The sequence below is a fragment of the Streptomyces sp. NPDC021096 genome (genome assembly GCF_040641275.1).
GTDB lineage: Bacteria > Actinomycetota > Actinomycetes > Streptomycetales > Streptomycetaceae > Streptomyces.
The window spans coordinates 74,705-100,496 of sequence record NZ_JBFADG010000020.1 but is presented as its reverse complement, the minus strand read 5'-3'; the positions used below and the strand labels follow the sequence as shown (position 1 = coordinate 100,496).

The following is a 25,792-nucleotide window of genomic DNA, read 5'->3' as shown; positions in this document are numbered from 1 at the left end:
ACCGGCTTTCGGCCTGTCCCGCTTTGCGGGCATGCGAGAGATTGCTTCCGCATAAATATCTCTGGTAGTTACTTAACTCTCTGTTTTCCGGCGCTGCCGGGTTTCACTGTCGGGCTGGTGACGTGCTGTTCTGAGCGTTCCGGGTAGGAGTTACACCGGGAGAGCGGATGGACACCCATCCAGGACGACCAAGGGGTTGAATCGATCATGTCACGGGAGCCGTCGACCCCAGCCGCCCACGGCGTGCACATTCCTGCCGCCGCAGGCAACGCGGACGCCCCGGCCGCCGTACCCGCCGCACGCACCCCTGCCCCGCGCGCCAACCCCGAGAAGTCCGGGCTGGTCAAGGCCTACCGCCGGGTCCTGCCGGCGAGCGCCCGCCGGGCGATCGCCCAGCGCGTGTCCGTGGAGACCCGCGGCGCCCTCATGCAGCACATGGCGAACTCCCTCGACCTCCAGCAGCGCCGCCAGAAGATCCGCGGCAGGCGGCTCAAGCGCCGCTACGCGGGCCACCTCGACGACGCCCTGCCGCGCGTGGTCCTCGTGGACGGCAAGGCGCACATCGCCCTGGTCGACCCCGCCCTCACCCCGCACGGCACCCGTGCCGACACGCTCGCCCTGGTCTGCTCCACGCTCGAGGACGCCGGCATCGCCCACTTCTGCGTGCGCACCGCGACCGCCGGCACCACTCCCGCCGTCGCCGTGGCCGCCGCCGACCGCCGCCGGGTCCTGCAGCAGCTCGCCCGCCTGTGCGGTCACATACCCGGCTATGTGGCGCCCGTGAACCGGGACAACGTCCCCGGTCAGGCGCTGCCCGGCTTCGTCGCGAACACCTGGCGCCAGGTCGAGAAGAGCGACGTCACCCGCGTCACGTGGTTCCGCACCACCGCCGACGGCGCCCTGGTCCTGGGCCAGGAGCACGGCTGCGACATCCAGTTCTGGACCCGCGAGGAGGGCCCCGGGGGCCCCGTGCTCGTCGCCCCGCGCCGCAACGGCGTCGTCGAGGAGGTGCCGGCCTTCGCGCCGGACGTCGAGGCGCCCATGGAGCTGTTCACGGGCCCGCTGGGGCACACGGCGGACGCGGCGGACGCGGCGCGCGAATCCGACGGCCCGGCCCGTCGCACGGTCCGCACCCGCCCGGAGCTCACCCTCCGGCTGCCGCAGGACATCACCTTCCCCATCGACGTGGTCTACACCTGGGTCGACGGCAGCGACCCCGTCTGGGCGCAGCGCCGCGCCCAGGCCCAGCGCGACGCGGGCGGCGCGGAGACCCGTCACGAGGAGGCGGCGAACGACGCCCGCTACCTCAGCCGCGACGAGCTGAAGTACTCGCTGCGCTCGCTGCACCAGTTCGCGCCCTGGGTGCGCACGGTCTACCTGGTCACCGACGACCAGACGCCCGAGTGGCTGGACACCTCGGCCCCCGGCATCCGCGTGGTCAGCCACAAGCAGATCTTCTCCGACCCGAGCGCGCTGCCGACGTTCAACTCGCACGCCATCGAGAGCCAGCTGCACCACATCGAGGGACTGTCGGAGCACTTCCTCTACTTCAACGACGATGTCTTCCTCGGCAGCCCGCTGACGCCGCACACCTTCTTCCTCTCCAACGGGCTGACGAAGTTCTTCCCCTCCCCCGCGCTGATACCGCTGGGCGCCCACGACCCCGCCGACCCGCCGGTGGCGGCGGCCGCGAAGAACAACCGGGCGCTGGTGGAGGAGGGCTTCTCCACCACCTTCACGCAGAAGATGCGGCACGTGCCGCACGCCCTGAGCCGCAGTGTGCTGACGGAGATCGAGGAGCGGTACGCCGACGCCCACAAGGCCACCTCGCGCGCCCGCTTCCGCAGCCCCGAGGACCTCTCGGTGGCCTCCTCGCTGCACCACTACTACGCGTACCACCAGGCCCGCGCCATACCGTCCGAGATGCGCTACGTCTACATGGACCTGGCGCACCCGAACACCTCGCGCAGGCTCAACCGCCTGCTGGCGAACCGGGACATGGACGTCTTCTGCATCAACGACACGGTCTCGACGGCCGAGGACATGGAGCGCACCAACGCGCTCATCGCCCCCTTCCTGGAGGGCTACTTCCCCGTCCCGAGCCCGTTCGAGAAGCGCCCCTGAGGCCCTGAGGCAGGGGCGCCACCGCCCCGCTACTTGAACGGCACGTCGACACAGGCCAGTCGGGCGCCCGCCATGCCGGCGTGCCCGGGTGCGGTCTCGGTGGCGTGCTCGTGGATGACCACCGAACGGGCCTCACCCGCGCGGAAGTTCCACTTCACCGTCGACTCCGCACCGCCGTCGCCGTCCTTGTCTGTGGTCAGGTCCAGCCACACCTCGTTACGGGCGTTGGCGTACGTCGGGTCCGTGGAAGGCTGCTTGGGGTCCTTGAGGTTCTGATAGTGCGGCCCCGAGGCGTCGGGCACGGTGCCGCACGCCTGGGTGTGCACATGGGCGCCGAACGTCCGGTTCGCCTCCACCCCTTGCACGCGCAGCTCGACCTGCGTGCCGCCTTGGCCGGTGCGCTCCACCACGGAGACGTGACTGCCCACCGGAATCACCTTCGTATCGAACGTCACCGCGGGCTTCGTATCCTCCCCGGCCGCGGCCGACTTGAACTCCGCGTTCACCACCACCCCCGGACACGCCATGCCGCCCGCGGGCGACGCGACGGCCATCGAGGCGGCGAGCACACACATGAGCAAGGACATCGTCCTGCCCCCTTCCGGCGCACGATCCCACTCTCGTTCCCCCGTGGTTGCGCCCCTCCATCCACCGTAGCCAGCCGGGCCACACGATGCGCGGCGGGGAGCGCGAGCCTTTCGTCTCCGCCGGGTTGAACGCGTTCAAAAACAGGTCTACAGTCACGACCAACAGGGTTTTGAACACGTTCAAGAAAGGGTCGGAACGTGGACCTCACAGTCGTCGCGTACGTCATCTACCTGCTGGTCAGTCTGGGACTCACGGTCTGGGTCGCGCGCACGCTCAGCCGCAACGGGCGGGTCTTCCTCGCCGACGTACTGCACGGGAACGAGAAGCTCGCGGACGCCGTCAACCACCTGCTGGTGGTCGGCTTCTACCTGGTCAACCTGGGATTCATCGCGCTCTACCTGCAGGACGACGCCACGATCGCCGACGCCCGCGGGGTGTTCGAGGCGCTGTCGCGAAAGCTCGGCGTCGTCCTGCTCGTGCTCGGCGTGATGCACCTCGGCAACGTCTACGCCCTCAACAAGTTCCGCCGGCGCGGAATGATGGAGCGCGAGCAGACCCCGCCGGTCGCACCGCAGGGCTACACCTGGGCCGCACCGGCCGGGAAGTGAGCCCCGTGGCCACCGTCGCCACCGCCGGCCGGGACGCGCAGGGCGTCCCGGTCCGCCGGCTGACCGTCCTGTACGACGCGCAGTGCGGGCTCTGCGTCTTCCTGCGCGACTGGCTCGTGCGCCAGCGTCGCCTCGTGCCGCTCGACCTGGTGCCGGCCGGGTCGCCCGAGGCCCGGCACCGCTTTCCGCGACTCGACCGCGGCGCCACCCTCGAGGAGATCACCGTGGTCGGCGACGGCGGCCAGGTGTACCGGGGTGCCGGCGCCTGGATCGTCTGCCTGTGGGCGCTCGCCGACTACCGGCCGCTCGCGCACAAGTTCAGCACCCCTTCCGGGCAGCGGTTCGCGCGCGGCGCGGTGCTGGCCGCGGCCAAGTACCGCGGGGCGCGGTGGCAGCGACGCCCGGCGTCCTGCGACAGCGGCTGCGCCGTGCCCGATTAGGCTCTGACCGTGCCAGCAGAGAACGAGCCCCGACCGGCCAAGAGCGAGCAGACGCGCACCCTCATCCTGGAGACCGCGATGAGGCTCTTCCAGGAGCGTGGCTACGACAAGACCACGATGCGGGTCATCGCCAAGGAGGCCGGGGTCTCCGTCGGCAACGCGTACTACTACTTCGCCGGCAAGGAACACCTGATCCAGGGCTTCTACGACCGGATCGCCGCCGAGCACCAGGCGGCGGTCCGTGAAGTGCTGGACCGGGAGACCGACCTGGAGGCGAGGCTCTCCGGGGTGCTGCAGGCATGGCTGGACATCGCCGCGCCGTACCACGAGTTCGCCGCACAGTTCTTCAAGAACGCCGCCGACCCGGAGAGCCCCCTCAGCCCCTTCTCCCCCGAGTCCGAGCACGCACGCGAGGCGGCCATCGCCGTCCACCGCGAGGTACTGGCGGGCTCCCGGGCCAAGGTGCCGGCCGAGCTCGCGGACGTACTGCCGGAGCTGCTGTGGCTGTCCCAGATGGGCCTCGTCCTGTACTGGGTCTTCGACCGCTCCCCCGACCGCGAACGCAGCCGCCGCCTGGCCGACCGCGGCGCCCGCCTGACCACCCGCGGCGTTTCCCTGGCCCGCTTCCGGGTGCTGCGCCCGCTCGTCCTCGAAGTGCACGAACTGTTCACGGACTTCCTGCCGGGCATGGCCCAGACGGTCACGGCCCGCAAGAGGCCGTCGGAACAAGGCGGCGGCCCTACCGGGCCCTGACCGCCTTGAACTCGGCGAACCGGCGACCGTCGTCGACGTACCGGGACTTCGCGTACAGCTGCCTGTCGCCGTCGATGGACGCAGACGCGGCCAGGTACAGGTACTCCCCGTCCCACCGCGTCTTGAGCAGGAACGCATCGCCCTTGGCCTCGACGACCCAGGGGTTGCGCCGGCAGTTCTCGTCCGTGGTCAGGACGGCGCGGCCGTAGTAGTGGCACAGGGTGTTCTCGTTGCCCGGGCGGTTCGTCCTGATGACATAGCCGTTGTCGTACGGCCCGCTGCCCGTCTTCTTCTCGAAGGTCAGGGCCTGCCCGTACTGCCCGGCCCGGTCCGTGAACCGCGCCTGGTCCCCGTACTCCCCCTTGGCTCCGGACGTGAGCCCGCGGTCGAAGGCGGTGGCGACCAGATAGGTGGGCACCCCGGGCTCGACGGGATCCGCCGGTGCCGCCGCCCGCGCCGCCCCGGCCGGGGCGGACAAGGCCGCCAGGGCCAGACATCCGGCGACGACGGATCTCCGACGACCCGCCCGAAGGCCCCGCACAGCGTTCTCCATGAGCTTCCTCCCGTTCGAAGCCGCACTGATCACACGGCGCAGAACAGGCTCCCGGCCCCGGCCGAAGGCCACCAGCCGTTTTTCGGCCCGCGAGGCCCGGCCACGGCGATGGCGGCCGCCACTGCCACGCATTCCCCCCAGAATCTCCCCAGGGCCCAAAAGAAAGCCCCCACCGAGCCTGTTTTCGCAGGTCAGAGGGGGTTGGAGGCGGACGAGTCGGCCTGTACGCCGGGTTCTGTCTCCCGGGTTCCTTGCGGGGCCCGGGGAGGCGGCCATCCATCTAGGCCTGCCGTTGCCGACAGGCTCGTGCGGTCTACCCGCGGACTCGGGCGGGCAGCCCTCGGTCGTCCGCGCAGGGCCGCCGCCGTGAAGCGGCTGCCCCTCTTGACCTTGCTCCGGGTGGGGTTTACCTAGCCGTCCGGGTCACCCCGGACGCTGGTGGTCTCTTACACCACCGTTTCACCCTTACCGGGAATCCGAAGATCCCCGGCGGTCTGTTTTCTGTGGCACTGTCCCGCGGGTCACCCCGGGTGGGCGTTACCCACCACCCTGCCGTATGGAGCCCGGACGTTCCTCGGGGGATCCGTGAGGATCCCACGCGGCCGCCCGGCCGGCTCGTCCGCCGTGACGACCATGTTACCGGCCGCTCACGCGGGGGCGAACCACACCTTCTCGCGCCCCGGATTCGCCTGGATCGCCCGCACCCGCATGCGCTTGCCCAGCGGCAGCGGCGGCCCGTCTCCGTCGCCCTCGACGTGGCCGACGACCGCCGGGTCGTACAGGTGCACCGTGCCCGCCGTCGGCCGGGACTCCAGGACGTCGACCACGTACGCGTCGAAGACCTGCCCGATCCGGTCGCGCATCAGCGCCGCCTCCACCAGGTCCACGCACTCCCGCTCCGCCTCGCCGGCCCGCCGGGCGCCGCGCTCCATCTCGCCGGGCAGCTCGTCGAGCGCCGCCCGTACCCACTCGGGGGCGGCGAGCCCCGCCTCCGCCGCGACGCACAGCTCGCTGGTGTAGCGGTCGACGAGGCGCCGCAGCGGGGCGGTGCAGTGGGCGTACGGGGCGGCGAGCGCGGCGTGGCCGGGGTCGGCGGGGGCGGGGAGGGTGGTGGGGCGGTCGCGGTCGAAGGCGGCGTAGCCGGCGCCGCGCAGCAAGGTCGTGCACTCCTGCAGGAACGCGGCGTGCTGCGGGTTCTTCGGGTCGAGGGCCCGCACGACCACCGCGTACGGCATCTCCGCCGGCCACGCCACGCCCAGCGCCTTCGCCACCCGCCGCAGCCTCTCCACCGCGCCCTCGGGCGCGGCCGGCAGCGTGCGCAGGACGCCCGTGCCCGCGCCGAGCATCAGCCGCGCCGCGGCCATCCCCGTCATCAGCGAGATCTGCGCGTTCCAGCCGTCCGCCGGCAGCGGCACCCGGTACGCCAGCGCGTAGTGGCCGTCCCCCCGCCGCACCACCTCCTGCTCCGGCACGTTCAGGGAGATGCCCCCGCGCGTCCGCTCCAGTTCCTCCCGCCGCATGCCTATCTCCCGCAGCAGCGACAGCGGCTCCTCGGCCGTCCCCGCGTCGATGACCCGCTGCACCCCGGCGTACTCCAGCCGCGCCCGGCTCCGTACGACCGCGCGCCGCACGTCCGTCGCCACCACCTGCCCGTCCGTGTCCAGGTCCAGCCGCCACAGCACGGCGGGCCGGTCGTAGTCCGGCAGCAGGCTCGCGGCGCCCTCGCCCAGGCTCTCGGGATACAGCGGAATGCGGACGTCCGGGTAGTACAGGGTCATCACCCGGCTGTGCGCCTCCTCGTCCAGCGCACCGCCGGGCAGGACGAAGGCGCCCACGTCCGCGATCGCGTAGTGCACGCGGTAGCCGCCCCGCCGCCGGGCCAGGAACATCGCCTGGTCGAGATCCTTCGACCCCGGCGGGTCGATCGTGAAGAACGGCACGTCCCTCGCGTCGTACGCGGGCATGCGCGGCCGCCGCACAGCCTCTTCGGCCTCCTGGAGCACGCGCTCCGGGAACCGCTCCGGCACATGCGTCCGCTCGCGCAGCGCACGCAGCGCCGCCAGAAGCGGGGTGCGCTCCGTGTCCGTCACATGGATCGGGCGGCGGGGCATGCCCCGAGCCTAGGGGCGCCACCGGCTCGCGGCACGGCGAGCGCGGCGGACGGCGTTAGGGTGCAGGAGTTGTCCACGCCATAAGGAGACCGAACCGTGCTCGTGCTGTTGCCGCCGTCCGAGGGGAAGGCCACCGGTGGCGCCGGAAAGCCGCTGGCGGCCGGGGCGCTGTCCCTGCCGGGGCTGAGCGGGGCCCGGCAGGCCGTGCTGGCGGAGCTGGTGGAGCTGAGCCGCGGCGACGAGGACAAGGCCGCCGAGGTCCTGGGCCTGAGCCCCGGCCTGCGGGGCGAGATCGCGAAGAACGCCGAGCTGCGCACGGCGCCGACCCGCCCGGCCGGCGAGATCTACACCGGCGTCCTGTACGACGCCCTGGGCATCGCCACCCTGAGCGGGACCGCCCGGCGGGCGGCCGACCGCTCGCTGCTGGTCTTCTCCGGCCTGTGGGGCGCGGTGCGCATCGGCGACGCCATCCCCTCCTACCGCTGCTCGATGGGCGTCAAGCTGCCCGGCCTGGGCGCGCTCGGCGCCTACTGGCGCGACCCCATGGCCGATGTCCTTCCCGAGGCCGCCGGCGACGGGCTGGTCCTGGACCTGCGCTCGGCCGCGTACGCCACCGCCTGGAAGCCGAAGGGCGAGCTGGCCGAGCGGACCGCCACGGTCCGCGTCCTGCAGTCCAAGGTCGTGGGCGGCGTCGAGAAGCGGTCCGTCGTCAGCCACTTCAACAAGGCCACCAAGGGGCGCCTCGTCCGCGACCTGCTCACCGCCGGCCACGAGCCCGCCTCCCCGCGCGAGCTGGCGGAGGCCCTGCGCGAGCTGGGGTACGCGGTGGAGGGCGACGCCCCGGCCAAGGGCGGCAAGCCCTGGGCGCTCGACGTCGTGGTGACCGAGCTCTAGCGCGATTGCGCGGGGCGCAACGCCCATTGCGGTGACCGCGGCGCGTCGGCAGGATGACCGGCGTGCCCGGTCTCCTGGATCTCGCGCCCGTCATCCCCGTCGTCGTCCTGCCCGACGCCGCGGACCCCGACGACGCCGTCCCGCTCGCCCGGGCCCTCGTCGCGGGCGGCCTCCCCGCGATCGAGATCACCTTGCGGACGCCCACGGCGCTCACCGCGTTACGGGCGGTCGCGGACGCCGTGCCGGAGGCGGTCGTCGGCGCCGGTACGGTTCTGCGCCCCGCACAGGCGGAGGCCGCCGTCACGGCCGGGGCCCGCTTCCTGGTCAGCCCCGGCTGCACGGAACCCCTGCTCGACGCGGCGCGCGCCACGGGAGTGCCCTACCTGCCGGGCGTCTCCACGGCATCGGAGGTGCTGGGCCTGCTGGAGCGCGGGGTGCGCGAGATGAAGTTCTTCCCCGCCGAGGCCGCGGGCGGCGCCCCGTACCTACGAGCCCTCGCCGGCCCCCTGCCGGCCGCCCGCTTCTGCCCGACGGGCGGCATCGGCCCGGAGTCGGCCCGCGCCTACCTTTCGCTGCCGAACGTCGGATGCGTGGGCGGTACGTGGATGGTGCCGGACGACGCGGTGCGGTGCCGCGACTGGGGGCGGGTGGAACGCCTGGCCCGCCGGGCTGCCGGGCTCAGGGACTGAACGGGCTGCGCCGGTGGCCACGGGGACCCTATAGTGGCGCTATGGCCTCCACGACGATTCAGGTACCGCGGGAGACCCGCGACCACCTGGCCGAACTCGCGAAAGAACGCGGCATGAGCATTGGCCAGCTGGTCGAGGCCCTCGCCGCCGAACAGCCGACCGCCGCGCAGCGCGCAGAGCAGCTGGCCGCCGACCGGGAGGTCGTGCGACAGGTCATCGGCCTCGATATCAGCGACGAGGAGTTCGACCGAGCTCCCGACATTCTCGGCAACATCTACAAGATCGCCGCGGACAAGGCCAGGGCGGCCCGGGACAGCGCCGCGTGATCATCCTCGACACCAGCGCCGTCACAGCCCTCGCGCAGGGCCACAAGACGCTGAGCCTCCTCGCAGGCAACATGGCGCGCACCCCCGGCGACCGCCTCAGCGTCCCCTCCCTGTGCCTCATGCAGGCCGAGGCGAACGATGCTGACGTGTCCCGTCGCGTACTCGCCCTCGCTTCCGTCGTCGTCGACAGCCTCGACATGGTCGCCTCCGTCAGCGTCGGCAAGATGATTCGCGACGGCTACGGCGCACCGGACACGTGCCACGCCCTGTACTGCGCGCTACCGCGCCCTGAGTTCACCGGCATGTCGCTCCTGCTGACCGGCGACGAAGACGCGTACCCGCCCGGTGTGGTCACCGTGGACATCGACTCACCCGGCATGCTGGGCTTCTACTGACCGTGGGGGCGGGGCGAACTCACAGCCCCAAAGAGCGGATCAGGTCGCGCATCTCCTCGCGGTAGAGCCGCTCCGCGTCGCGCGCCTGCCACCGCAAGCGGCCGTAGACGTCCAGCGACACCAGCCCGTGCATGCGGCCCCACACCCGCAGCGCCAGCGCGACCGCGTCCGGCGGAAGGCCCGGGAACGCCTCACGCACCGATCCCGCGAGCTTGGGGTCGAAGTCCGACCACTCGTACCCCGCCCCGCCGTGCAGCGCCTCCGCGTGCGGCCACGCCGCCGCGACGAGCCCGCTGAGCCCCGCACACGCCCGGTGTTCCGGGCCGGCCGCCGGTCCGTCCCCGGGCGGCTGGTAGCCCGGCACCGGGTCGCCGTAAATCAGCCGGAAGCCTTCGGGGTTGGCCAGTGACCAGTCCCGGAACGCCTGCCCCCAGGCCATGATCCGCCCCGCCACGTCCCCGGTCGGCAGCGCGTCGCGCGCGGTCTCCACCGTGTCGACGAGCGAGGTGTAGACGTCGTCGATCAGCGCGGTGACCAGGTCGTCCCGGGTCGGGAAGTACCCGTAGATCGCGCCCGCGGTCATGCCCATCTCACGGGCGATGGCGCGCAACGAGATCGCCCCCGGACCGCCCTCGGCCATGAGCGCGAGCGCAACCGCCTTGATTTCCGCGGTGGTTTCCGCCCGTAGGCGTTCTCGGCGGGTCTGCGTCGGGGCTCCCATGGGTTGACACTCTACAGGGTTGCGCTACTGTGCGGCGTGGCAAAACTGAACGGTGTGTAGTTTTCCAACGCACCATCACGAAGGGGAGTTCTCCGATGAGTTCAGACAGCTTGTCCCGCCGCGGCTTACTCCGTGGCGCGGGCGGCGCGGGACTGGCCGCGCTGCTCGCCTCCTCCACCCTGCTCTCCCCCGCCCACGCCGCACCCGCACCCCAAATCCGGCACCGCCACATCCGCGTCAACGGCCTGCGCATGCACATCGCCGAGGCCGGCTCGGGGCCGCTGGTCCTGCTGCTGCACGGTTGGCCCGAGTCCTGGTACTCCTGGCGCCACCAGATCCCCGCCCTCGCCGCCGCCGGCTACCGCGTCGTGGCACCCGACCAGCGCGGCTACGGCAGTACGAGCCGCCCGGACCGGGTCGAGGACTACGACATCGCCCACCTGGTCGACGACGTCACCGGCCTCATCGACGCGCTGGGCGAGCAGCACGCCACGGTCGTGGGCCACGACTGGGGAGCCATCGTCGCCTGGCACACCGCGCTGATGCGCCCGCGCCGGGTGAGAGGCGTGGCAGGGCTCAGCGTTCCGCACCGCTGGGCGGAACCGAAGGGGTCGTCGACCCCCGTCGAGTCCCTGCGGGCCGCGAACGGGGACCACTTCTACATCGTCTACTTCCAGCAGCCGGGCCTCTCCGACGCCGACTTCGCCCGCGACCCGCGCGGCTTCCTGCGCGGAATCCTCTACACCGGCTCCGGCGACGGGCCGGGCTGGAACGCCACCATCCCCGCCAGCGGCAGGATCGTCGACTCCCTCACCCAGCCGGACCGCCTGCCCGCCTGGCTGACGGAGCGCGACATCGACACCTACGTCGCGGAGTACCGGCGCTCAGGGTTCACCGGCGGCCTGAACTGGTACCGCAACTTCGACCGCAACTGGGAGCTGACCGCGCGGTGGCGTGACGCCCCCATCCAGGTGCCGGCGCTGTACGTCGTCGGCGACCGCGACGGCGCCTTCCACGCCCCCGAGGCCCAGGCCATGCTCGCCGGACCCACGGCGTCCGTTCCGCGCCTGCGACCTGCGGTCCTGCTGAAGGGTGCCGGGCACTGGGCCCAGCAGGAGCGGCCCGAGGAGGTCACGGATGCGCTGATCCGGTTCGTACGGTCGCTGTAGACCTCGTCGCCGCGACGAATGCGTTCCACGCGGGGGCGGAGAAGACCAGGGCGGGGCCGTGGGGGCGCTTACTGTCCCTTACGGGGACGAAGCCGGGGATATGGGGGGCTATTTCTATGCAGTTCCCGGCATCGTGCCCGCTGTAACTGCTCTTGCGCCATGTCGTCATCGCGCGCATACCCTTCCATCGCATCGCTGATCAAGGCGGCGGATTCAGAGCTTGATGGGCAGTCAGCCCTGAGCACATCATAGAGCCTGGTGTAGCGCGCGATAATCGCCGGATCATTGATGAAGTGGCCCGTTTCCAAGGATTCCGAGTACACCCAGTCCTCCCCGCCAGGCAGGCTGATCAGCGACATCGGGCCCTTCGGCTTGATCAGCGGTACGTCGAACGGCGCGACTTGAACCCGCATGTTCGGCCGCTCGCCCGCGAGCAGCAGTTGCTCGCACTGGTCGCGCATCACCGCCCTGTTCCCCACGACGTTGCGGATGGCACTCTCGTCCAGGACCAGGATCAGAAGCGGGCCGTCGGCCTTCAGAAAACACTGTTGCCGGCTCATTCGGGCCGCCACCCGCTCGTCCAGTTCGCGGCCCGAGAAGATCTGCGAGAGCAGCGCTCGCGCATATTCCTCTGTCTGCAACAGCCCGGGAACCACGTCTGCCTCGTACTCACGAAGGACCACCGCCTTCGCCTCCATCTCCACCCGCCGCTTGAACCAGTCGGGATGAGAAGTGCAGGGGTACCAGTCGATCTTCTCCCACAGGCCGAGGAACATCTCCCCCGTACCGAGCGATCGGTCGCAGGCCACGACGAGGTGGCGCTGGGGCACCCGCGTACCGGACTCCACCCGCGCCACCAGCGACCGATCGCACGGAATCTTCCCCGCCAGTTCCTCCTGCGTCAGCCCCGCGACCTCCCGGTGGTGCCGCAGCACCTCGCCGAACACCGCGGCCGTCGTCGCTCCATTGGCGCCGTTGCGTCGCTTCACACTTCCCCCTGTGACAGCTTGCCCATGGCACGTGCAAAACGTTGTGAGCCTAGGTCGCCGCGCGGAACTCTGGAGCGACAACCGGTAGTTGGTCACCCACATGGGGTGTTTCAACGTCAAGCACGAGGAAACCGATGGCGCCCATCCCCTACCCCACCACCCCCACCCCTCCCCTCTCGCCCTCCGACGCCGACCTGCGCCGCATCTCCGCCCAGACGGCGGCCGATCTACGGGCGGTGTGCCGCGACCACGGCTGGGCACTGGACATCACCGCCGCGGAACCCATGAGCGGCAACGGATACGTGGAGTTCCCGCCGCTGCGCGTCGACGTGGCGCTGCAGATCATCGACGGGTTGCGGCGGACGCTCACGGGCCGGTGCCCGGAGTGCGCGGACATCAAGAGGCGCCGGGCCAGAGCGGTCGGGGAGAAGGATCTGCATACCGCGGCCGCCATGGCCGCCGCCATGGGGCGACACCAACGGGCGGCTCATTGACCACATGTGAACGCGGGTGACCGGCGGGGCGATAACCTGCAGCCGCCATGAACGATTTCGTTGACGAAGCACGCTCGCGAGTCGCACATCTGCTCCGGATGGCCAATACGAACGATGACCGCCTCAGGGCGCAGCTCATCGAGTACGCGGACACGACCCCGGAACCGCCCGTCATAAGCCCCCGGGCCGGGATCGTGACCAGTGGCTGCTCCCGGTGTCAGCGGACCGCGTGGCGCCAGCACGACTGCGAGGGCCCGCTGTGGGTCTGCGGGACGTGCGGTCACGTGGAGCCGGTCACCGTGGAGTGCCCGCACTGCGCGGTGCCCATGACGCCGCCGGCCCTCGGCACGCCGGACCTGTGGGAGTGCCCCACCTGTCCGAGGGTCGCGGCCACCGGGGACCGCCCGCAGGACATCGAGGACCGGGAACGCAAGCGGCTGGGGGCGGCACGGGTGCGCCCCGCGTGATCGCGGGGCTCACCCGTGCCGGCTACCGCAGGTGCGAGGTGTCGTTGAGCAGCCGCAGCGAGGCGTTGCCGTCCGCGTAGTAGGCCACCGCCGACAGGGAGGCCGCCGAGAGCTCCATGCGGAACAGCGACTCCGGCGGTGCGCCCAGTGCCAGCCGCACCAAGGTCTTGACCGGCGTCACATGCGTCACGAGCAGGACCGTGCGGCCCGCGTAGCGGGCGAGCATCTTGTCCCGCGCCACGGCGACCCGCCGGGCCACCGTCGCGAAGCTCTCGCCGCCGCCGGTGGGGGCGGCCTTCGACGAGGCGAGCCAGGCGTCGAGGTCCTCGGGGAAGCGCTCCTTGACCTCGGCGAAGGTCAGTCCCTCCCACGCGCCGAAGTCGGCCTCGCGCAGGCCCTCCTCGACGCGGACCTCCAGCCCGAGCCGGCTCGCGATCGCGTCGGCGGTCTCCCGGCAGCGCCGCATCGGCGAGGTGACGACGGCCTGGATGGTGCCCCGGGCGGCCAGCGCGGCCGCTGCCGCCTCGGCCTGCCGACGGCCGGCGGCCGACAGCTCCGGGTCCGTACCGCCGCTGCCGGAGAAGCGCTTCTGCGGCGTCAGGGCGGTCTCGCCGTGCCGGAGCAGGACGAAGGTCGTGGGCGTGCCGAGGTCGGCCGCGGCGCCCCAGCCGACCGGAGCGGCCTTGGGCTCCGCCAGCGGCTCGGCGACGGGGACCTCGAGTGCGGCCGACGAGCGGCCCGGCTCCCACGTCCGGCCGGCCTGGCCCGCGTCCATGGCCTCGTTGGCCAGCCGGTCCGCGTGCTTGTTCTTCTCGCGCGGGATCCACTGGTACGCGACCCGGCCCGCGGGGAAGATCCGCTGGGCCCGGGCGGCGAGCGGCTTCATGTCCGGGTGCTTGATCTTCCAGCGGCCGGACATCTGCTCGACCACGAGCTTGGAGTCCATGCGGACCTGGATCTCGGCGTCCGGGTCGAGCGCCTTCGCGGCCTCCAGGCCGGCGATCAGGCCCTTGTACTCGGCGACGTTGTTCGTCGCCGTGCCGATGTACTCCGCCGCCTCGGCCAGCGCCTCGCCGGTGGCGGGGTCGAGCACCACCGCGCCGTAGCCGGCGGGGCCCGGGTTGCCCCGGGAACCGCCGTCCGCCTCGACGATGAAGCGATTCGCCATGGTGCTTACAGGCCGGACTCGGGCGTACGGACCAGGATGCGGCGGCAGTTCTCGCACCGGACGATGGCGTCGGCGGCGGCCGCGCGGACCTCGTTGACCTCGGTGATGTTCAGCTCCAGGCGGCAGCCCTCGCAGCGGCGCTGGTAGAGGCGGGCCGCGCCGACGCCGCCGGACTGGGCGCGGAGCTTGTCGTACAGCTTGATGAGGTCGGCGGGGATGGAGGCGGCGACGACCTCGCGCTCCTTGGTGACGGTGGCGACCTCGGTGTCGATGACCTCGGTGGCGGCGTCCCGGCGGGCGACGGCGTCGTTGACCTTGGCCTGGACGGACTCGACCCGGCCGGTCAGCTCCTTGACCCGCTCCTGGGCGGCCTCGCGGCGCTCCATGACCTCGAGGACGACGTCCTCCAGGTCGCCCTGGCGCTTGGCGAGGGAGACGACCTCGTGCTGGAGGTTCTCCAGGTCCTTGGGGGACATGCCGGCGCCGGAGTCCAGGCGCTGCTGGTCGCGGGCGGCGCGCTGGCGGACCTGGTCGACGTCCGTCTCGGCCTTCTTCTGCTCGCGGGCGCAGTCGCTCTCCTCGGTCTGCGCGGCGACGAGGAGGTCGCGGTGCTGGGCGAGATCGCCCTCGAGGGTGGTGATCTCGGCGTGCTCGGGCAGGCTCGTGCGCTTGTGCGAGAGCTGGGTGAGGCGGACGTCCAGGGCCTGGAGGTCGAGAAGGCGGATCTGGTCGGCGGGCGCGGCGTTTATTTGGGGGCTCCTCTTAGTGGTGATGGGCGGACGACGCCGCGTGGGCGGTCCAGGGGTCGGTGACCGTACGGGAGACATGGGTGCGCAGGCCCCAGCCGTGGCGGTCGGAAATCTCGTCGAGCTGGGCCGCGGCCTGCTCGGTCCAGGGCCATTCGGTGGCCCAGTGCGCGGCGTCCACCAGGGCGAGCGGGCTGTGCTGCTGGGCCTCGGAGGCGGGGTGGTGGCGCAGGTCGGCGGTGACGTAGGCGTCGACGCCGGCGGCCCGTACCTCATCGAAGAGGGAGTCGCCGGAGCCGCCGCAGACGGCGACGGTGCGGACGGTGCGCTCGGGGTCGCCGGCGACGCGGATGCCCTGCGCGGTGGCGGGCAGGCGCTTGGCGGCGCGCTCGGCGAACTCGGAAAGGCTCATCGGCGGGTCGAGCTCGCAGATCCGGCCGAGGCCGCGGCGCCCGGCGGGGTCGCTCGCGTCCGGCACGAGGGGGCCGGTGACGCGCAGGTCGAGGGCGCCGGCGAGGGCGTCGGAGACGCCGGGGTCGGCGCGGTCGGCGTTGGTGTGCGCGACGTGCAGGGCGATGTCGTGCTTGATCAGGGTGTGCACGGCGCGGCCCTTGAACGTGGCGGCCGAGACCGTCGTCGTACCGCGCAGGTACAGCGGATGGTGGGTGACGAGCAGGTCGGCGCCGAGCCGTACGGCCTCGTCGACGACCTCCTGGACGGGGTCGACGGCGAACAGGACCCGGCCGACGGTGGCGTCGGGGTCGCCGCAGACCGTACCGACGGCGTCCCACTGCTCGGCCCGCTCCGGGGGCCACAGGGCGTCGAGGGCGGCGATGACTTCAGACAGTACGGGCACGGGGAAAGGCTACCTGGCTCCCGTGCCCGTACGGCTCTCGCTGTTCGCCGGATCCGTGGGATCCGGCGCGGCGGCCTACTTCACGAGGAAGCCGCGCAGGTCGTCGAGGACGCTGTTCGCGGCCGTGACGCCCAGGCCCAGGTACCAGGTCTCGTCGGGGACGTCCTTGGCCTGGCTCTTCTTGACCGCCTCGAGGTTCTTCCACAGCGGGTTCTCCTCGGCGGAGTTCCGCTTGGTCTTCTCGACGTCGCCGTAGACGCCGGTGAAGATCCAGTCGCCGTCGGCCTTGTCGATGTTCTCGGGGCTGATCTCGACCGCGAGCTTGTCGGCCTGCTGGATCTTGGGCCGGGGCAGGCCGGCGTCCTTCAGGACGGTGCCGATGAAGGACTGCTGGGCGTACAGACGGGTGAACTGCGGGAGGTAGCGGACCATGCTGATGGTCGGCTTCTTCCCGCCGAGGTCCTCGCCCAGCTTCTTCGCCTTGGCCTCGTAGGCGGCGAGCTGCTTCTTGGCGTCGGCCGTCTTGTCGAGGGCGGCCGCGTTGAGGAGGTAGTTCTCCTTCCACGTGAAGCCGGGGCGGACGGAGAAGACGGTCGGGGCGATCTTGGAGAGGTCCTTGTAGCTCTTCTCCGCGCGCAGCTTGCTGCCGAGGATCAGGTCGGGCTTGAGCTCGTTGATGGCCTCGAGGTTGAGGTTGTTGATGGTGCCGACGCTCTTGGGCTCGCCGATGTCCTTCTTCAGGTACTCGGGGATGTCCTTGCTGCCCTCGCTGGGGGCCCAGCCGACGGGCTTGATGCCGAGGGAGACGACGTTGTCGAGCTCGCCGACGTCGAGGACGACGACGCGCTTGGGCATCTCCTTGATCTCGGTCTTGCCGAGCGCGTGGGTGACGGTGCGCGGGAACCGGCCCGGCTGGGCGTCCGTGCCCATCTTCGCCGTCTCCTCGGCGGCCTTGCCGAAGTCCTTGCCGCCCTGCGCGACGCTCTTGGAGCCCGCGCCGCCGTCCTTGCCTGCCTTGTCCTCCCCGTCGCCCGACGATCCGCAGGCGGTGAGCGCGAGCGCGGCGGCTATGGACAGGGCGACGGCGGCGGTGCCGCGGCGGCGCAGGGACATCGGGGACTCCTGGGGTGGTGCATGAGTGGGGGGATGGCCACTTAGGCTCGCCTTACCTTAATCAGCCGGAACGGATGCAGCACACCCACCCCCCGCCCCTCAGGCAAACCGGACAAGCAACACCCTTACGCGTGAAGCGCCGGGGGTGGCGGGGTGGAGACGGAGCCGCGATAACTACGTTCTGTGCCGGAGGTGACGTTTCTCATGACGGTCTGTGCTCCCCACAGCGCCCAGAGCGCCGCTCAAACCACCCTGCGGAGTGGCCCGCCGGTGGACGCGCGGCGCCCGGCGTTCACCGTCACCGTGGACGGCTCGTACGCGGCCTGGCTGGCCCTCGGGCACGGCACGGACGGCTGGTTCCCGGAGCGCTGGACCCTCGACGGGCCCGAGCCCTACGCCGTGTCCCTGCCCGGCACCCAGCCGGAGGAGCCCGACAGCGAGGTGCTGCCGCTGTCCGACGGCCGGGTGCTGATCCGGCGCCGCGTCGCCGAGCGCTACGCCCTCTCGCTGCTCTACCCCACCGGGCCGGGCACCGGCGAGCTGCCGCTGGGCGCGATCGAGTGCCCCCGGCTGTCGCTGCTGCCGCCCGCGCCCGACGGCTCCTCGGCCTTCGCCCTCGTGCACGGCGAGCAGCAGACCACGCTCTGGCGGGTCTACGGCTGCGTCGGCGGACCCGAGCTGCTGGCCACGGTGCCGGGCCGGTGCGAGGGCGGGGCCTGGCTGGACCGCTCGGGGCGGCTGCTGGCGCTGGACCGGGAGCTGGAGGGGCTGACGAAGGCCGTGGTCGTGGACCTGGGCCGGGGCGGCGAGACCAGCCCGCTGCTGCAGATCACGGAGAAGAGCAACGACCGGCTGCTGCTGGCCGAGCCGGACAGCGGCCTGCTGGTCGTACGCTCCGACGCGCCGGGCATCGACCGGGTGGGCTGGGGCGTGCTCGGCTCGGCCCGGCCGGTGCGCTTCCCCGAGTGCCTGCTGCTGCCGGACGCGACGCTGACGCCGTTCGCGGCGCAGCCCGGACAGGGGCTGGCGCCGGAGGCCAGCTCGGTGGCGTTCCGCATCGACCGGGGGCCGGTGAGCAGCTGGCTCGGGGTGTGGCGGCCGGCGAAGAAGCAGCTGCAGCAGTTCCAGGGCCCGGCGGGCTGGCTGGCGGGGGCGGGGCTGTGGACGGCGGAGGGGGAGCTGAAGCTGCCGTTCGTCACGCCGGGCGTGCCGTGCGGGCTGGCGCGGCTGCGGCTGTCGGAGGACGGCGACGTCCTGGTGGCCGGGGCCGAGGGGCGGACGGCGACGGACACGGACGCCGGCGCGGAGGCGGAGACGGACGCGGATCCCGGCGAGGCCGAGGGGGACCGTACGGTGCCGGCGCCGCGGCCCGTGCCGCTGCAGCAGGCGCCCTGCGCCCGTACATCGTGACGACCCGTACGCCGTAACGGGCGGACACACCTGCGAGTGCGGGTGGCTCGGTGATCAAGGTCCCGTTAGACTTGGGCGGGGGCCGCACAGCCGTACCGTCCGGGCACCCGGGTGAACCGAGGTGAGTGGAACGGTCATGCGTGGAAGGCGTGTTGACATCCGGGTTTCCGGTGTTGCCCGCGCCGCCGTGCGCCACTGCTGTGGCCCCGACGCGCAGTGCACGCATCCCCATCCGACGGAGTGACTTTCCCCATGCCCGATGCCCGAACCGACACGACCGAGGCGCGCCCCCTCGAGGCGTCCGCCCAGGCCCCGGCCGCCGGCACCGGCAGGCACCGCGGTCCGGCGTCCCCGGACGAGAACCGCGCCCCCGCCCCCGGCAAGCACCGCCGCGCCGACGCCGGCTGATCCCTGCAAACGCCGGAGGGGCTGCGATCGCGGCCCCTCCGGCGTTTGAGGTCACCCCCGTCTCAGGCCCAGTACCTCCGGCGCCGCGAAGCCCTCGTGCGACGGCCGCGCCGCGTAATAAGGCGTCAGAGCAGCTTCCAGCTCCGCCACTTCGAAGACCTCGCCCTTCGCGTCGAACCTCGCCGCCACCCGGGGGCGCTCCATGACGGCGACCATCCCCCCGTGCACCACGAACACCTGCCCGCTGACGCCCGCCGCGCCCGGTGCCGCGAGATAGGCCACCAGCGGTGACACGTGCTCGGGTGCGAGCGGATCGGTTCCGCCGTCCGCGGGGGCCGCGGTGCCCGCGAAGACGTCCTGCGTCATCCGCGTCCGCGCCCGCGGGCAGATCGCGTTCACCGTGACGCCGTACTTGCGCAGCGCCTCGGCCGTGGAGGTGGTGAGCCCGATGATGCCGCCCTTGGCCGCGGCGTAGTTCGGCTGGCCGGCCGAGCCGGCCAGGAACGCCTCGGAGGAGGTGTTGACGATCCGTCCGTAGACCGGCGCGCCGCCCGCCGCCTTCGACTGTTCCCGCCAGTGCGCGGCCGCGAAGCGGATGGTGTTGAAGTGGCCCTTGAGGTGCACCCGGACGACCGTGTCCCACTCGTCCTCGGTCATGGAGAAGACCATGCGGTCGCGCAGGATGCCGGCGTTGTTGACGAGGACGTCCAGGGAGCCGTAGGTGTCCAGGGCCAGCCGGATCAGCTCCCGGGCCCGGTCGAAGTCGGCCACGTCGCCGACGTGGGCCGTGGCGCGGCCGCCCGCCGCGCGGATCTCCTCGACGACGGCCTCGGCGGGGGCGGCGGACGCCTCGCCGGAGCCGTCGCGGCCCGGCCGGCCGTAGTCGTTGACGACGACGGCGGCGCCGAGGCGGGCGAGGGCGAGGGCCTCGGCGCGGCCGAGGCCGCGTCCGGCGCCGGTGACGACGGCGGTCCGGCCGTGGAGCGGCAAGGCCCCTTCCGTCTCGCGGCCGGTCACATCGTGATCCAGGTGCGGAGCGCCTCGCCGGTGCGCATCTGGTCGACGGCGTCGTTGATGTGGGCGAGCGGGACGCGGTGGGTGATCAGCCCTTCGAGGTCGACGCGGCCGGCCCGCCAGAGGGCTATGGCGCGTTCGTAGGCGCGCAGCACGTCGCCGCCGCCGTACAGCGACGGCAGGATCTTCTTCTCGTCGAAGAACAGCTCGAACATGTTGACCTGGAAGTGGTCGTCCATGGCCCCGGCGCCGACGACGCACAGGGTGCCGCCGCGCCGTGTGGCCTCGTAGGCGCTGCGGGCGGTGGCGGACTTGCCGACGGCCTCGAAGACGTAGTCGAAGCCCTCGCCGCCGGTGATGCGCGCCCGGGTGTCCGCGAGGCCCTCGGGCGCGACGGCCTCGGTGGCGCCGAAGCGCAGGGCGGCCTCGCGGCGGGAGGCGACGGGGTCGACGGCGACGATCCGGGCGGCGCCCGAGACCCGTGCGCCCTGGACGGCGGAGATCCCGACGCCGCCGCAGCCGATGACGGCGACCGAGGAACCGGCGGCGACGCGGGCGGTGTCGAGGGCGGCGCCGAGGCCGGTGGTGACGCCGCAGCCGATGAGGGCGGCTATCTCGTACGGCACGTCGTCGGGGATCGGCACGGCGCATCCGGCGCCGACGACGACCTCCTCGGCGAAGGCGCCGGTGCCGGCGAAGCCGAAGACGTCGGTGCCGTGGCGGCGGAAGTTGGGGGTGCCGGAGTTCATGAAGCCGGCGAGGCAGAGCCGGCCCTGGCCGCGCCGGCAGGAGGCGCAGCCGCCGCAGGCGGGCAGCCAGCACAGCAGGACCCGGTCGCCGGGCCTGACGTGCGTGACGCCGTCGCCGACCTCGACGACGTCGCCGGCGCCCTCGTGGCCGGGGACGAAGGGCGCGGGCTGGGGCAGGACGCCGGACATCGCGGAGAGGTCGGAGTGGCACAGCCCGGCGGCCCGGATCCGCAGTCTGACCTTGCCGGGGCCGAAGCCCACGGCTTCGACGTCGTCGAGTACCTCGAGCTTGTCCTGTCCTGTCTCGAGCTGTACGGCGGCGCGCATGGGGGTGCTCCCTTCGCGGGCGAAGCGGGCTGCGTCAGGGGTGCTGTCAGCTGTGCTCGACGACGGTGTCGGTGAGGACCGGTGCGTCCGCCCGCTCGACGGCGGTGACGCTCACCTGGATGCGGCCGGGGCCGGGTGCGTCGCGCCACATGCGCACGCGCAGGGTCTCGCCGGGGTAGACGACGCCGGCGAAGCGGGTGGTGTACGAGCGCACGCGGGCGACGTCGCCGTCGAGCGCGGTGTCGACGACGGCCTTGAGGACGATGCCGTACGAGCACAGGCCGTGCAGGATCGGCTTCTCGAAGCCGGCGAGCTTGGCGAACTCCGGGTCGGCGTGGAGGGGGTTCCAGTCGCCGGAGAGGCGGTAGAGGAGGGCCTGGTCCTCGCGGACATGCCGCTCGACCGTCAGGTCGGGTGCCGTGGCGGGGGTTTCGGGCCGCGGCGACCGGGCGGAGGGGCCGCGCTCGCCGCCGAAGCCGCCCTCGCCCTTGACGAAGATGTCGCTGACGCTGGTCCACAGCGGCTGCCCGTCGTCGTCCGTGACGTCCGCGCGCAGCACGATGACCGCGGCCTTGCCCTTGTCGTGGACGGCGGCGACGCGTGAGGTCTGGGTGGCGGCGGTGGCGCGTACGGGCAGGGGGCGGTGGAGGGTGACGGTCTGTCCGCCGTGCAGGACGGCCGAGAGGTCGACGTCGATGCCGGGGGTGCTCAGGCCGGAGCCGGCCATGCCGCCGCCGGCCACGGTCGCGAAGGAGGGCAGGACGTGGAGCCGGCTCTCCAGGGTGTAGCGGAGCTCGTCGGGGTCGGTGGCGGGGATGCCGGCGCCGATGCCGAGGTGGTAGAGCAGGATGTCCTTCGGGCCCCAGGCGAGGGGGGCGACGCGGGGGGCGGCGGTGGTGGCCTTGGCGGGGTCGATGGGCATGGAGGTCCGTACTCCCGTCTGACGACGACTAGAACGCGTTCTACCCAATCGCCCATGTATAGCCGATGGCACGGGGCGGGGGAAGACAAATGTCAGGCGGGGGAAAGACAAATGTCATGAGCAACCGGGGACATACGCGACTGCCCCGCGCCGGTCGCGTTCCTTAGGGTCGAAGCATGAAACACAGCGTGGAGAGTTCCGGGCGCGGCAGGCCCGGCCTCGCGGGGACCGGGCGGCTGAAGTCGCCGACCTGGCGGACGTTCTGTCCCTGGATCTTCATCCTGACCGGGGACGTGGTCGACCTCTGCCGGGGAAAGGTGGCCCTGCCGTGGCTCGCGGGCGCGGGGGTGCTGGCCTTCCTCGTCCTCTATTTCGTCACGGTCGTCACCGGTCTCGACAAGCAGCGCCGCGAGAGCCGCACCCCGCTGTTCACGCTGGGCGGGCTGACCGTGGTCACCTACGCGATGTCCATCGGCTACGGCGGCGACTGGCTGCTGTGCTTCCCGCTGCTGTCGCTGGCGGCGGGGGTCGTCCTGCGCGACAGGGGCCGCTGGCTGTCGGTGGCGATGGGCTTCTTCGGCACCACCGTCGGGGTCATCCTCTCCGTCCAGAGCGGCACACAGAACGTCCTGGCCATCGCCTGGGGCACCTCGCTGTCCGGGCTCGTCGCCTCCGCCATCCTCAACCTCTCCGAGACCGTCGCCGAGCTGCGGGCCACGCGCGAGCAGCTGGCCCACGCCGCCGTCGAGCGCGAGCGCCTGCGCTTCTCCCGCGACCTGCACGACCTGCTGGGCCACACCATGTCCGTGGTCGTGGTCAAGGCGGAGGCCGTACGGCGCCTGGCGCCCCGCGATCTGGACGCGGCGCTGGGCCAGGCCGCGGACATCGAGGCCGTGGGCCGCCAGGCCCTCACCGAGATACGCGAGGCGGTGACCGGCTACCGCGAGGGCAGCCTGACCACCGAGCTCGAGCGCGCCCGTTCCCTGCTCGACGCCTCGGGCATCACCGCCGACATCCGTCAGTCCGGTCCCCCGCTGCCGCCCCAGACGGCCGCCCTGCTCGGGTGGGTGGTGCGCGAGGGCGTCACCAACGTCGTACGGCACAGCGGCGCGGAGCGGTGCGCGATAGAGGTGCGGGGGGCGCAGGACCGGGTCCATCTGGAGATCAGTGACGACGGGTGCGGCGTAGGGTCGGACGGGCCCTGCGGTGCGGCGGCCGGCACCGGCGGCAACGGCCTGAAGGGCCTGACCGAGCGCCTGGCCGCGGCCGGTGGCTCCCTGATGTCCGGCCCCGACGGGCGGCGTGGTTTCCGTCTCGTGGCGGAACTTCCGGTGGACGAGAACGACGAGGAGGAGCGGGCCGCGTGAGCAGCGAACTGATCAAGGTACTGCTGGCGGAGGACCAGGGGATGATGCGGGGCGCGCTCGCGCTGCTGCTCGGCCTGGAGGAGGACATCGAGATCGTCGCCCAGGTCGGCAACGGCGACGACATCCTCCCCCAGGCCCTGGCGACGGGCCCCGACGTGGCCCTGCTGGACATCGAACTCCCCGGCCGCAGCGGCCTCGACGCCGCCGCCGACCTGCGCTCCCGCCTGCCCGGCTGCAAGGTGCTGATCCTCACCACCTTCGGCCGCCCCGGCTATCTGCGGCGCGCCATGGAGGCGGGCGCGACCGGCTTCCTGGTCAAGGACGGCCCCGTGGAGGACCTCGCGGCCGCCATCCGCCGCGTGCTGGCCGGCGAACGCGTCATCGACCCCGCCCTGGCCGCCGCCGCCCTGAGCGCCGGCCCCAACCCCCTCACCCAGCGCGAGCGCGACGTCCTCAGCGCCGCGGTCGACGGCGCCACGGTCGCCGACATAGCCGCCAGGGTCCATCTCTCCCCCGCGACCGTCCGCAACTACCTCTCGGCGGCCATAGGCAAGACCCAGACCCGCAACCGCATGGAGGCGGTGCGGGCGGCCCGTCAGAACGGCTGGCTGTAGGGGAGCGGCGGCCCCGCCCCCGCCTCCTCGGGCGCGGTGCGGCAGCATGGGCGGCGTACGCACCCCCCACGCAGCCGGAGGACAGGACAGCCATGGCTCCCACGCCCGAGATACTCGCCGCCTTCGAGACGGCGAAGGGGTTCATGCCCGTGGACGAGGGGCTCGCCCTCTACGCGGCGGCCGAGGAGGCCGGGCGGCTGGGGCTGCCGCTGGTGGAGGTGGGGACCTACTGCGGGCGCTCGACGATCCTGCTCGCCGGGGCGGCCCGCGCCGCGGGCGGCGTGGTGGTGACCGTCGATCACCACCGCGGCAGCGAGGAGCAGCAGCCCGGGTGGGAGTACCACGACGCGTCCCTGGTCGACGACGCGCCGGGGGTGGGGCTGATGGACACGCTGCCGACGTTCCGGCGGACGCTGTACCGGGCCGGGCTCGAGGAGCACGTCGTCGCCGTGGTCGGGCGCTCGCCGCAGGTGGCGCGGGTGTGGGGCCGGCCCGTGGGCCTGGTGTTCATCGACGGCGGGCACACCGACGAGCACGCGAGCGCCGATTACGAGGGCTGGGCCCCGCACGTCGCGCCCGAAGGGCTGCTCGTCATCCACGATGTCTTCCCCGATCCGGCCGACGGCGGCCAGGCCCCGTACCGCGTGTACCGCAGGGCCCTGGAGTCGGGTGCGTTCACCGAGGTCTCTGTGACGCGGTCGCTGCGCGTACTGCGGCGTACGGGTCTCGGAATCTGAGCGGCAGCGCTAGCATCGCCCGCGTGTCCAACGCCAGCGGTTCCCAGATGACCCCGCGTCTCGTCGCCGGGGCGGCAGTGCTGTTCCTGGCGGCCGGGCTGGCGGGCTGTTCCGACGGCTCCGGCGACGGGGGCGCCGACGACCGGCAGCCCGCGGCCGCGTCGTCCCCCACGGCGCGCCCCGCGCCCCGGCCCCAGCCCTCGCAGTCGCCGGAGCGGATAGCCTCGGCGACTCCCTCGGCATCCGAGCGGGCGGAGCCGACGCAGGCCGCGTCGCCGCGGGAGGCCGCCGCGCCCGCCGCCGACGGGCCCCTCAAGGGCAAGGTCGTCGTGGTCGACCCGGGCCACAACACCCGCAACGCCCAGCACACCGCCGAGATCAACCGTCAGGTCGACATCGGCACGGGCCACAAGGAGTGCGACACCACCGGCACCGAGACCAACTCGGGTTACTCCGAGGCCGCCTTCACCCTCGACGTGGCGCACCGGCTGCGCTCGGTCCTGCAGGCGCAGGGCGCCAAGGTCGTGCTGACCCACGACGGGGACCGGCCGTACGGGCCGTGCGTGACCGAGCGGGCCGAGATCGGCAACACGGCGCACGGCGACGCCGCGGTCTCCCTCCACGCCGACGGCGCCGGCGCCGGGGACCGGGGCTTCCATGTGATCCTGCCCGCATCCGTGCGCGGCGGACGGGCCGACACCTCGGCCATCGTCGGGCCGTCGAAGGAACTGGGGGCGCGTATCGCGGGGAACTTCGTCCGCACCACCGGCAGTGCCCCGTCGAATTACATCGGCAAGGGCACCGGACTCGACACGCGCGGTGATCTCGGCGGGCTCAATCTGTCGACGATTCCCAAGGTTTTCATCGAATGCGGCAATATGCGCAACGCGCAGGACGCGGCCCAGCTCACCGACGCGGCATGGCGCGAGAAGGCGGCGCAGGGAATCGCGGACGGCATCAGGGACTTCTTGCGCGGGTAAGTACGGCGGGTAAGTACCGGCAGGCCACGGCCGTGTCACGAGGGTGATACGAAGGGGACG

General features: G+C 72.4%; 30 protein-coding genes and 1 other RNA gene. 17 read left to right on the top strand and 14 right to left on the bottom strand.

The window, feature by feature from the left end; all coding sequences use genetic code 11:
- Positions 1 to 207 precede the first annotated feature (207 nt).
- A complete protein-coding gene (locus tag AB0G59_RS22720; RefSeq protein WP_360914390.1) occupies positions 208 to 2,124 on the top strand; it encodes a stealth family protein in 1,917 nt (638 codons plus the stop codon).
- A gap of 29 nt (positions 2,125 to 2,153) precedes the next feature.
- Here AB0G59_RS22720 and AB0G59_RS22715 read toward each other — a convergent pair whose 3' ends face one another.
- Positions 2,154 to 2,711 (bottom strand): superoxide dismutase family protein, encoded by a 558-nt coding sequence (locus AB0G59_RS22715; RefSeq protein WP_360914387.1) that lies wholly within the window; start codon positions 2,709 to 2,711, stop codon positions 2,154 to 2,156.
- A gap of 198 nt (positions 2,712 to 2,909) precedes the next feature.
- Between AB0G59_RS22715 and AB0G59_RS22710 the strand changes: the two genes are divergently transcribed.
- Genes AB0G59_RS22710 through AB0G59_RS22700 form a run of 3 tightly spaced genes read left to right on the top strand, consistent with a single transcriptional unit; the run spans position 2,910 to position 4,513 of the window.
- Positions 2,910 to 3,320 (top strand): hypothetical protein, encoded by a 411-nt coding sequence (locus AB0G59_RS22710; RefSeq protein WP_360914384.1) that lies wholly within the window; start codon positions 2,910 to 2,912, stop codon positions 3,318 to 3,320.
- Positions 3,317 to 3,760, top strand: a complete 444-nt coding sequence (locus tag AB0G59_RS22705; protein WP_360914381.1) for a DCC1-like thiol-disulfide oxidoreductase family protein — start codon at positions 3,317 to 3,319, stop codon at positions 3,758 to 3,760. The genes AB0G59_RS22710 and AB0G59_RS22705 overlap by 4 nt, the downstream gene beginning before the upstream one ends.
- A gap of 9 nt (positions 3,761 to 3,769) precedes the next feature.
- Entirely contained in the window at positions 3,770 to 4,513 is a 744-nt protein-coding gene (locus AB0G59_RS22700; RefSeq protein ID WP_360914378.1) for a TetR family transcriptional regulator, read from the top strand.
- Here AB0G59_RS22700 and AB0G59_RS22695 read toward each other — a convergent pair.
- The 3 genes from AB0G59_RS22695 to AB0G59_RS22685 form a co-directional block, all read right to left on the bottom strand.
- The gene (locus AB0G59_RS22695) at positions 4,500 to 5,066 is read right to left on the bottom strand and encodes a hypothetical protein (protein ID WP_360914375.1); all 567 of its coding nucleotides are present in this window, start codon (positions 5,064 to 5,066) and stop codon (positions 4,500 to 4,502) included. The genes AB0G59_RS22700 and AB0G59_RS22695 overlap by 14 nt on opposite strands.
- A gap of 208 nt (positions 5,067 to 5,274) precedes the next feature.
- Positions 5,275 to 5,684, bottom strand: an RNA gene (gene rnpB / locus AB0G59_RS22690) — RNase P RNA component class A.
- A gap of 29 nt (positions 5,685 to 5,713) precedes the next feature.
- Positions 5,714 to 7,177 carry an RNB domain-containing ribonuclease gene (locus AB0G59_RS22685; protein WP_360914372.1) on the bottom strand — a complete coding sequence of 488 codons (1,464 nt, stop codon included), beginning with the start codon at positions 7,175 to 7,177 and terminating at the stop codon, positions 5,714 to 5,716.
- A gap of 96 nt (positions 7,178 to 7,273) precedes the next feature.
- Here AB0G59_RS22685 and yaaA point away from each other — a divergent pair, with 96 nt between their 5' ends.
- From yaaA to AB0G59_RS22665, 4 genes are read left to right on the top strand one after another with little or no spacing between them, the layout of a single operon-like run.
- Positions 7,274 to 8,071 (top strand): peroxide stress protein YaaA, encoded by a 798-nt coding sequence (gene yaaA, locus AB0G59_RS22680; RefSeq protein WP_360914369.1) that lies wholly within the window; start codon positions 7,274 to 7,276, stop codon positions 8,069 to 8,071.
- A 53-nt stretch (positions 8,072 to 8,124) separates the two neighbouring features.
- Positions 8,125 to 8,760 carry a bifunctional 4-hydroxy-2-oxoglutarate aldolase/2-dehydro-3-deoxy-phosphogluconate aldolase gene (gene eda / locus AB0G59_RS22675; RefSeq protein ID WP_360914367.1) on the top strand — a complete coding sequence of 212 codons (636 nt, stop codon included), beginning with the start codon at positions 8,125 to 8,127 and terminating at the stop codon, positions 8,758 to 8,760.
- A 41-nt stretch (positions 8,761 to 8,801) separates the two neighbouring features.
- On the top strand, positions 8,802 to 9,086 hold the full coding sequence (locus tag AB0G59_RS22670) for a hypothetical protein (RefSeq protein ID WP_360914364.1): 285 nt from the start codon (positions 8,802 to 8,804) through the stop codon (positions 9,084 to 9,086).
- Positions 9,083 to 9,481: a hypothetical protein gene (locus AB0G59_RS22665; RefSeq protein ID WP_360914361.1), complete on the top strand. Its 399-nt coding sequence runs from the start codon at positions 9,083 to 9,085 to the stop codon at positions 9,479 to 9,481. The genes AB0G59_RS22670 and AB0G59_RS22665 overlap by 4 nt, the downstream gene beginning before the upstream one ends.
- 19 nt (positions 9,482 to 9,500) lie before the next feature.
- Here AB0G59_RS22665 and AB0G59_RS22660 read toward each other — a convergent pair whose 3' ends face one another.
- Positions 9,501 to 10,202 carry a TetR/AcrR family transcriptional regulator gene (locus tag AB0G59_RS22660; protein ID WP_360914358.1) on the bottom strand — a complete coding sequence of 234 codons (702 nt, stop codon included), beginning with the start codon at positions 10,200 to 10,202 and terminating at the stop codon, positions 9,501 to 9,503.
- Positions 10,203 to 10,453: 251 nt separating this feature from the next.
- Here AB0G59_RS22660 and AB0G59_RS22655 point away from each other — a divergent pair, with 251 nt between their 5' ends.
- On the top strand, positions 10,454 to 11,371 hold the full coding sequence (locus AB0G59_RS22655) for an alpha/beta hydrolase (RefSeq protein ID WP_360914439.1): 918 nt from the start codon (positions 10,454 to 10,456) through the stop codon (positions 11,369 to 11,371).
- Here AB0G59_RS22655 and AB0G59_RS22650 read toward each other — a convergent pair.
- Positions 11,334 to 11,540 (bottom strand): DUF397 domain-containing protein, encoded by a 207-nt coding sequence (locus tag AB0G59_RS22650; protein WP_360914355.1) that lies wholly within the window; start codon positions 11,538 to 11,540, stop codon positions 11,334 to 11,336. The two genes, AB0G59_RS22655 and AB0G59_RS22650, sit on opposite strands and share 38 nt — an antisense overlap.
- A complete protein-coding gene (locus tag AB0G59_RS22645) occupies positions 11,440 to 12,360 on the bottom strand; it encodes a helix-turn-helix transcriptional regulator (protein WP_360914352.1) in 921 nt (306 codons plus the stop codon). The genes AB0G59_RS22650 and AB0G59_RS22645 overlap by 101 nt, the downstream gene beginning before the upstream one ends.
- Before the next feature lie 134 nt (positions 12,361 to 12,494).
- On the opposite strand from AB0G59_RS22645, the gene AB0G59_RS22640 reads away from it, so the two are divergent.
- Together AB0G59_RS22640 and AB0G59_RS22635 are read left to right on the top strand one after the other, a co-directional pair.
- A complete protein-coding gene (locus AB0G59_RS22640; protein ID WP_360914349.1) occupies positions 12,495 to 12,854 on the top strand; it encodes a hypothetical protein in 360 nt (119 codons plus the stop codon).
- Between the two features lie 98 nt (positions 12,855 to 12,952).
- A complete protein-coding gene (locus tag AB0G59_RS22635) occupies positions 12,953 to 13,321 on the top strand; it encodes a hypothetical protein (RefSeq protein ID WP_360914346.1) in 369 nt (122 codons plus the stop codon).
- A gap of 22 nt (positions 13,322 to 13,343) precedes the next feature.
- On the opposite strand, the gene AB0G59_RS22630 is transcribed toward AB0G59_RS22635, so the two are convergent.
- The 4 genes from AB0G59_RS22630 to AB0G59_RS22615 all read right to left on the bottom strand — a co-directional run bounded on the left by AB0G59_RS22630 (position 13,344) and on the right by AB0G59_RS22615 (position 17,204).
- The gene (locus AB0G59_RS22630) at positions 13,344 to 14,489 is read right to left on the bottom strand and encodes a bifunctional RNase H/acid phosphatase (RefSeq protein WP_360914343.1); all 1,146 of its coding nucleotides are present in this window, start codon (positions 14,487 to 14,489) and stop codon (positions 13,344 to 13,346) included.
- A gap of 5 nt (positions 14,490 to 14,494) precedes the next feature.
- Positions 14,495 to 15,238 (bottom strand): C4-type zinc ribbon domain-containing protein, encoded by a 744-nt coding sequence (locus AB0G59_RS22625; protein WP_360914436.1) that lies wholly within the window; start codon positions 15,236 to 15,238, stop codon positions 14,495 to 14,497.
- 13 nt (positions 15,239 to 15,251) lie between these two features.
- Positions 15,252 to 16,091: a Nif3-like dinuclear metal center hexameric protein gene (locus AB0G59_RS22620; RefSeq protein ID WP_360914340.1), complete on the bottom strand. Its 840-nt coding sequence runs from the start codon at positions 16,089 to 16,091 to the stop codon at positions 15,252 to 15,254.
- Positions 16,092 to 16,166: 75 nt separating this feature from the next.
- Positions 16,167 to 17,204, bottom strand: coding sequence for an iron-siderophore ABC transporter substrate-binding protein (locus AB0G59_RS22615; RefSeq protein ID WP_360914337.1), 1,038 nt, complete (start codon positions 17,202 to 17,204; stop codon positions 16,167 to 16,169).
- A gap of 204 nt (positions 17,205 to 17,408) precedes the next feature.
- Here AB0G59_RS22615 and AB0G59_RS22610 point away from each other — a divergent pair, with 204 nt between their 5' ends.
- Entirely contained in the window at positions 17,409 to 18,614 is a 1,206-nt protein-coding gene (locus tag AB0G59_RS22610) for a hypothetical protein (protein ID WP_360914334.1), read from the top strand.
- Between the two features lie 252 nt (positions 18,615 to 18,866).
- Entirely contained in the window at positions 18,867 to 19,022 is a 156-nt protein-coding gene (locus AB0G59_RS22605; protein WP_360914331.1) for a hypothetical protein, read from the top strand.
- Between the two features lie 51 nt (positions 19,023 to 19,073).
- Here the strand turns inward: AB0G59_RS22605 and AB0G59_RS22600 are convergent, their stop codons facing one another.
- From AB0G59_RS22600 to AB0G59_RS22590, 3 genes are read right to left on the bottom strand one after another with little or no spacing between them, the layout of a single operon-like run.
- A complete protein-coding gene (locus AB0G59_RS22600) occupies positions 19,074 to 20,012 on the bottom strand; it encodes a 3-oxoacyl-ACP reductase (protein ID WP_360914328.1) in 939 nt (312 codons plus the stop codon).
- Positions 20,013 to 20,035: 23 nt separating this feature from the next.
- Positions 20,036 to 21,112 (bottom strand): Zn-dependent alcohol dehydrogenase, encoded by a 1,077-nt coding sequence (locus tag AB0G59_RS22595; protein WP_360914325.1) that lies wholly within the window; start codon positions 21,110 to 21,112, stop codon positions 20,036 to 20,038.
- Positions 21,113 to 21,158: 46 nt separating this feature from the next.
- Complete coding sequence (locus AB0G59_RS22590) at positions 21,159 to 22,034, bottom strand: MaoC/PaaZ C-terminal domain-containing protein (RefSeq protein ID WP_360914322.1); 876 nt, start codon at positions 22,032 to 22,034, stop codon at positions 21,159 to 21,161.
- Between the two features lie 176 nt (positions 22,035 to 22,210).
- On the opposite strand from AB0G59_RS22590, the gene AB0G59_RS22585 reads away from it, so the two are divergent.
- From AB0G59_RS22585 to AB0G59_RS22570, 4 genes are all read left to right on the top strand, one after another.
- Entirely contained in the window at positions 22,211 to 23,401 is a 1,191-nt protein-coding gene (locus tag AB0G59_RS22585; RefSeq protein ID WP_360914319.1) for a histidine kinase, read from the top strand.
- Between the two features lie 8 nt (positions 23,402 to 23,409).
- The gene (locus AB0G59_RS22580; protein WP_071966741.1) at positions 23,410 to 24,015 is read left to right on the top strand and encodes a response regulator transcription factor; all 606 of its coding nucleotides are present in this window, start codon (positions 23,410 to 23,412) and stop codon (positions 24,013 to 24,015) included.
- A 92-nt stretch (positions 24,016 to 24,107) separates the two neighbouring features.
- Positions 24,108 to 24,752 carry a class I SAM-dependent methyltransferase gene (locus AB0G59_RS22575; RefSeq protein ID WP_079274507.1) on the top strand — a complete coding sequence of 215 codons (645 nt, stop codon included), beginning with the start codon at positions 24,108 to 24,110 and terminating at the stop codon, positions 24,750 to 24,752.
- A gap of 23 nt (positions 24,753 to 24,775) precedes the next feature.
- Positions 24,776 to 25,732: an N-acetylmuramoyl-L-alanine amidase gene (locus tag AB0G59_RS22570; protein ID WP_360914315.1), complete on the top strand. Its 957-nt coding sequence runs from the start codon at positions 24,776 to 24,778 to the stop codon at positions 25,730 to 25,732.
- Positions 25,733 to 25,792 lie beyond the last annotated feature (60 nt).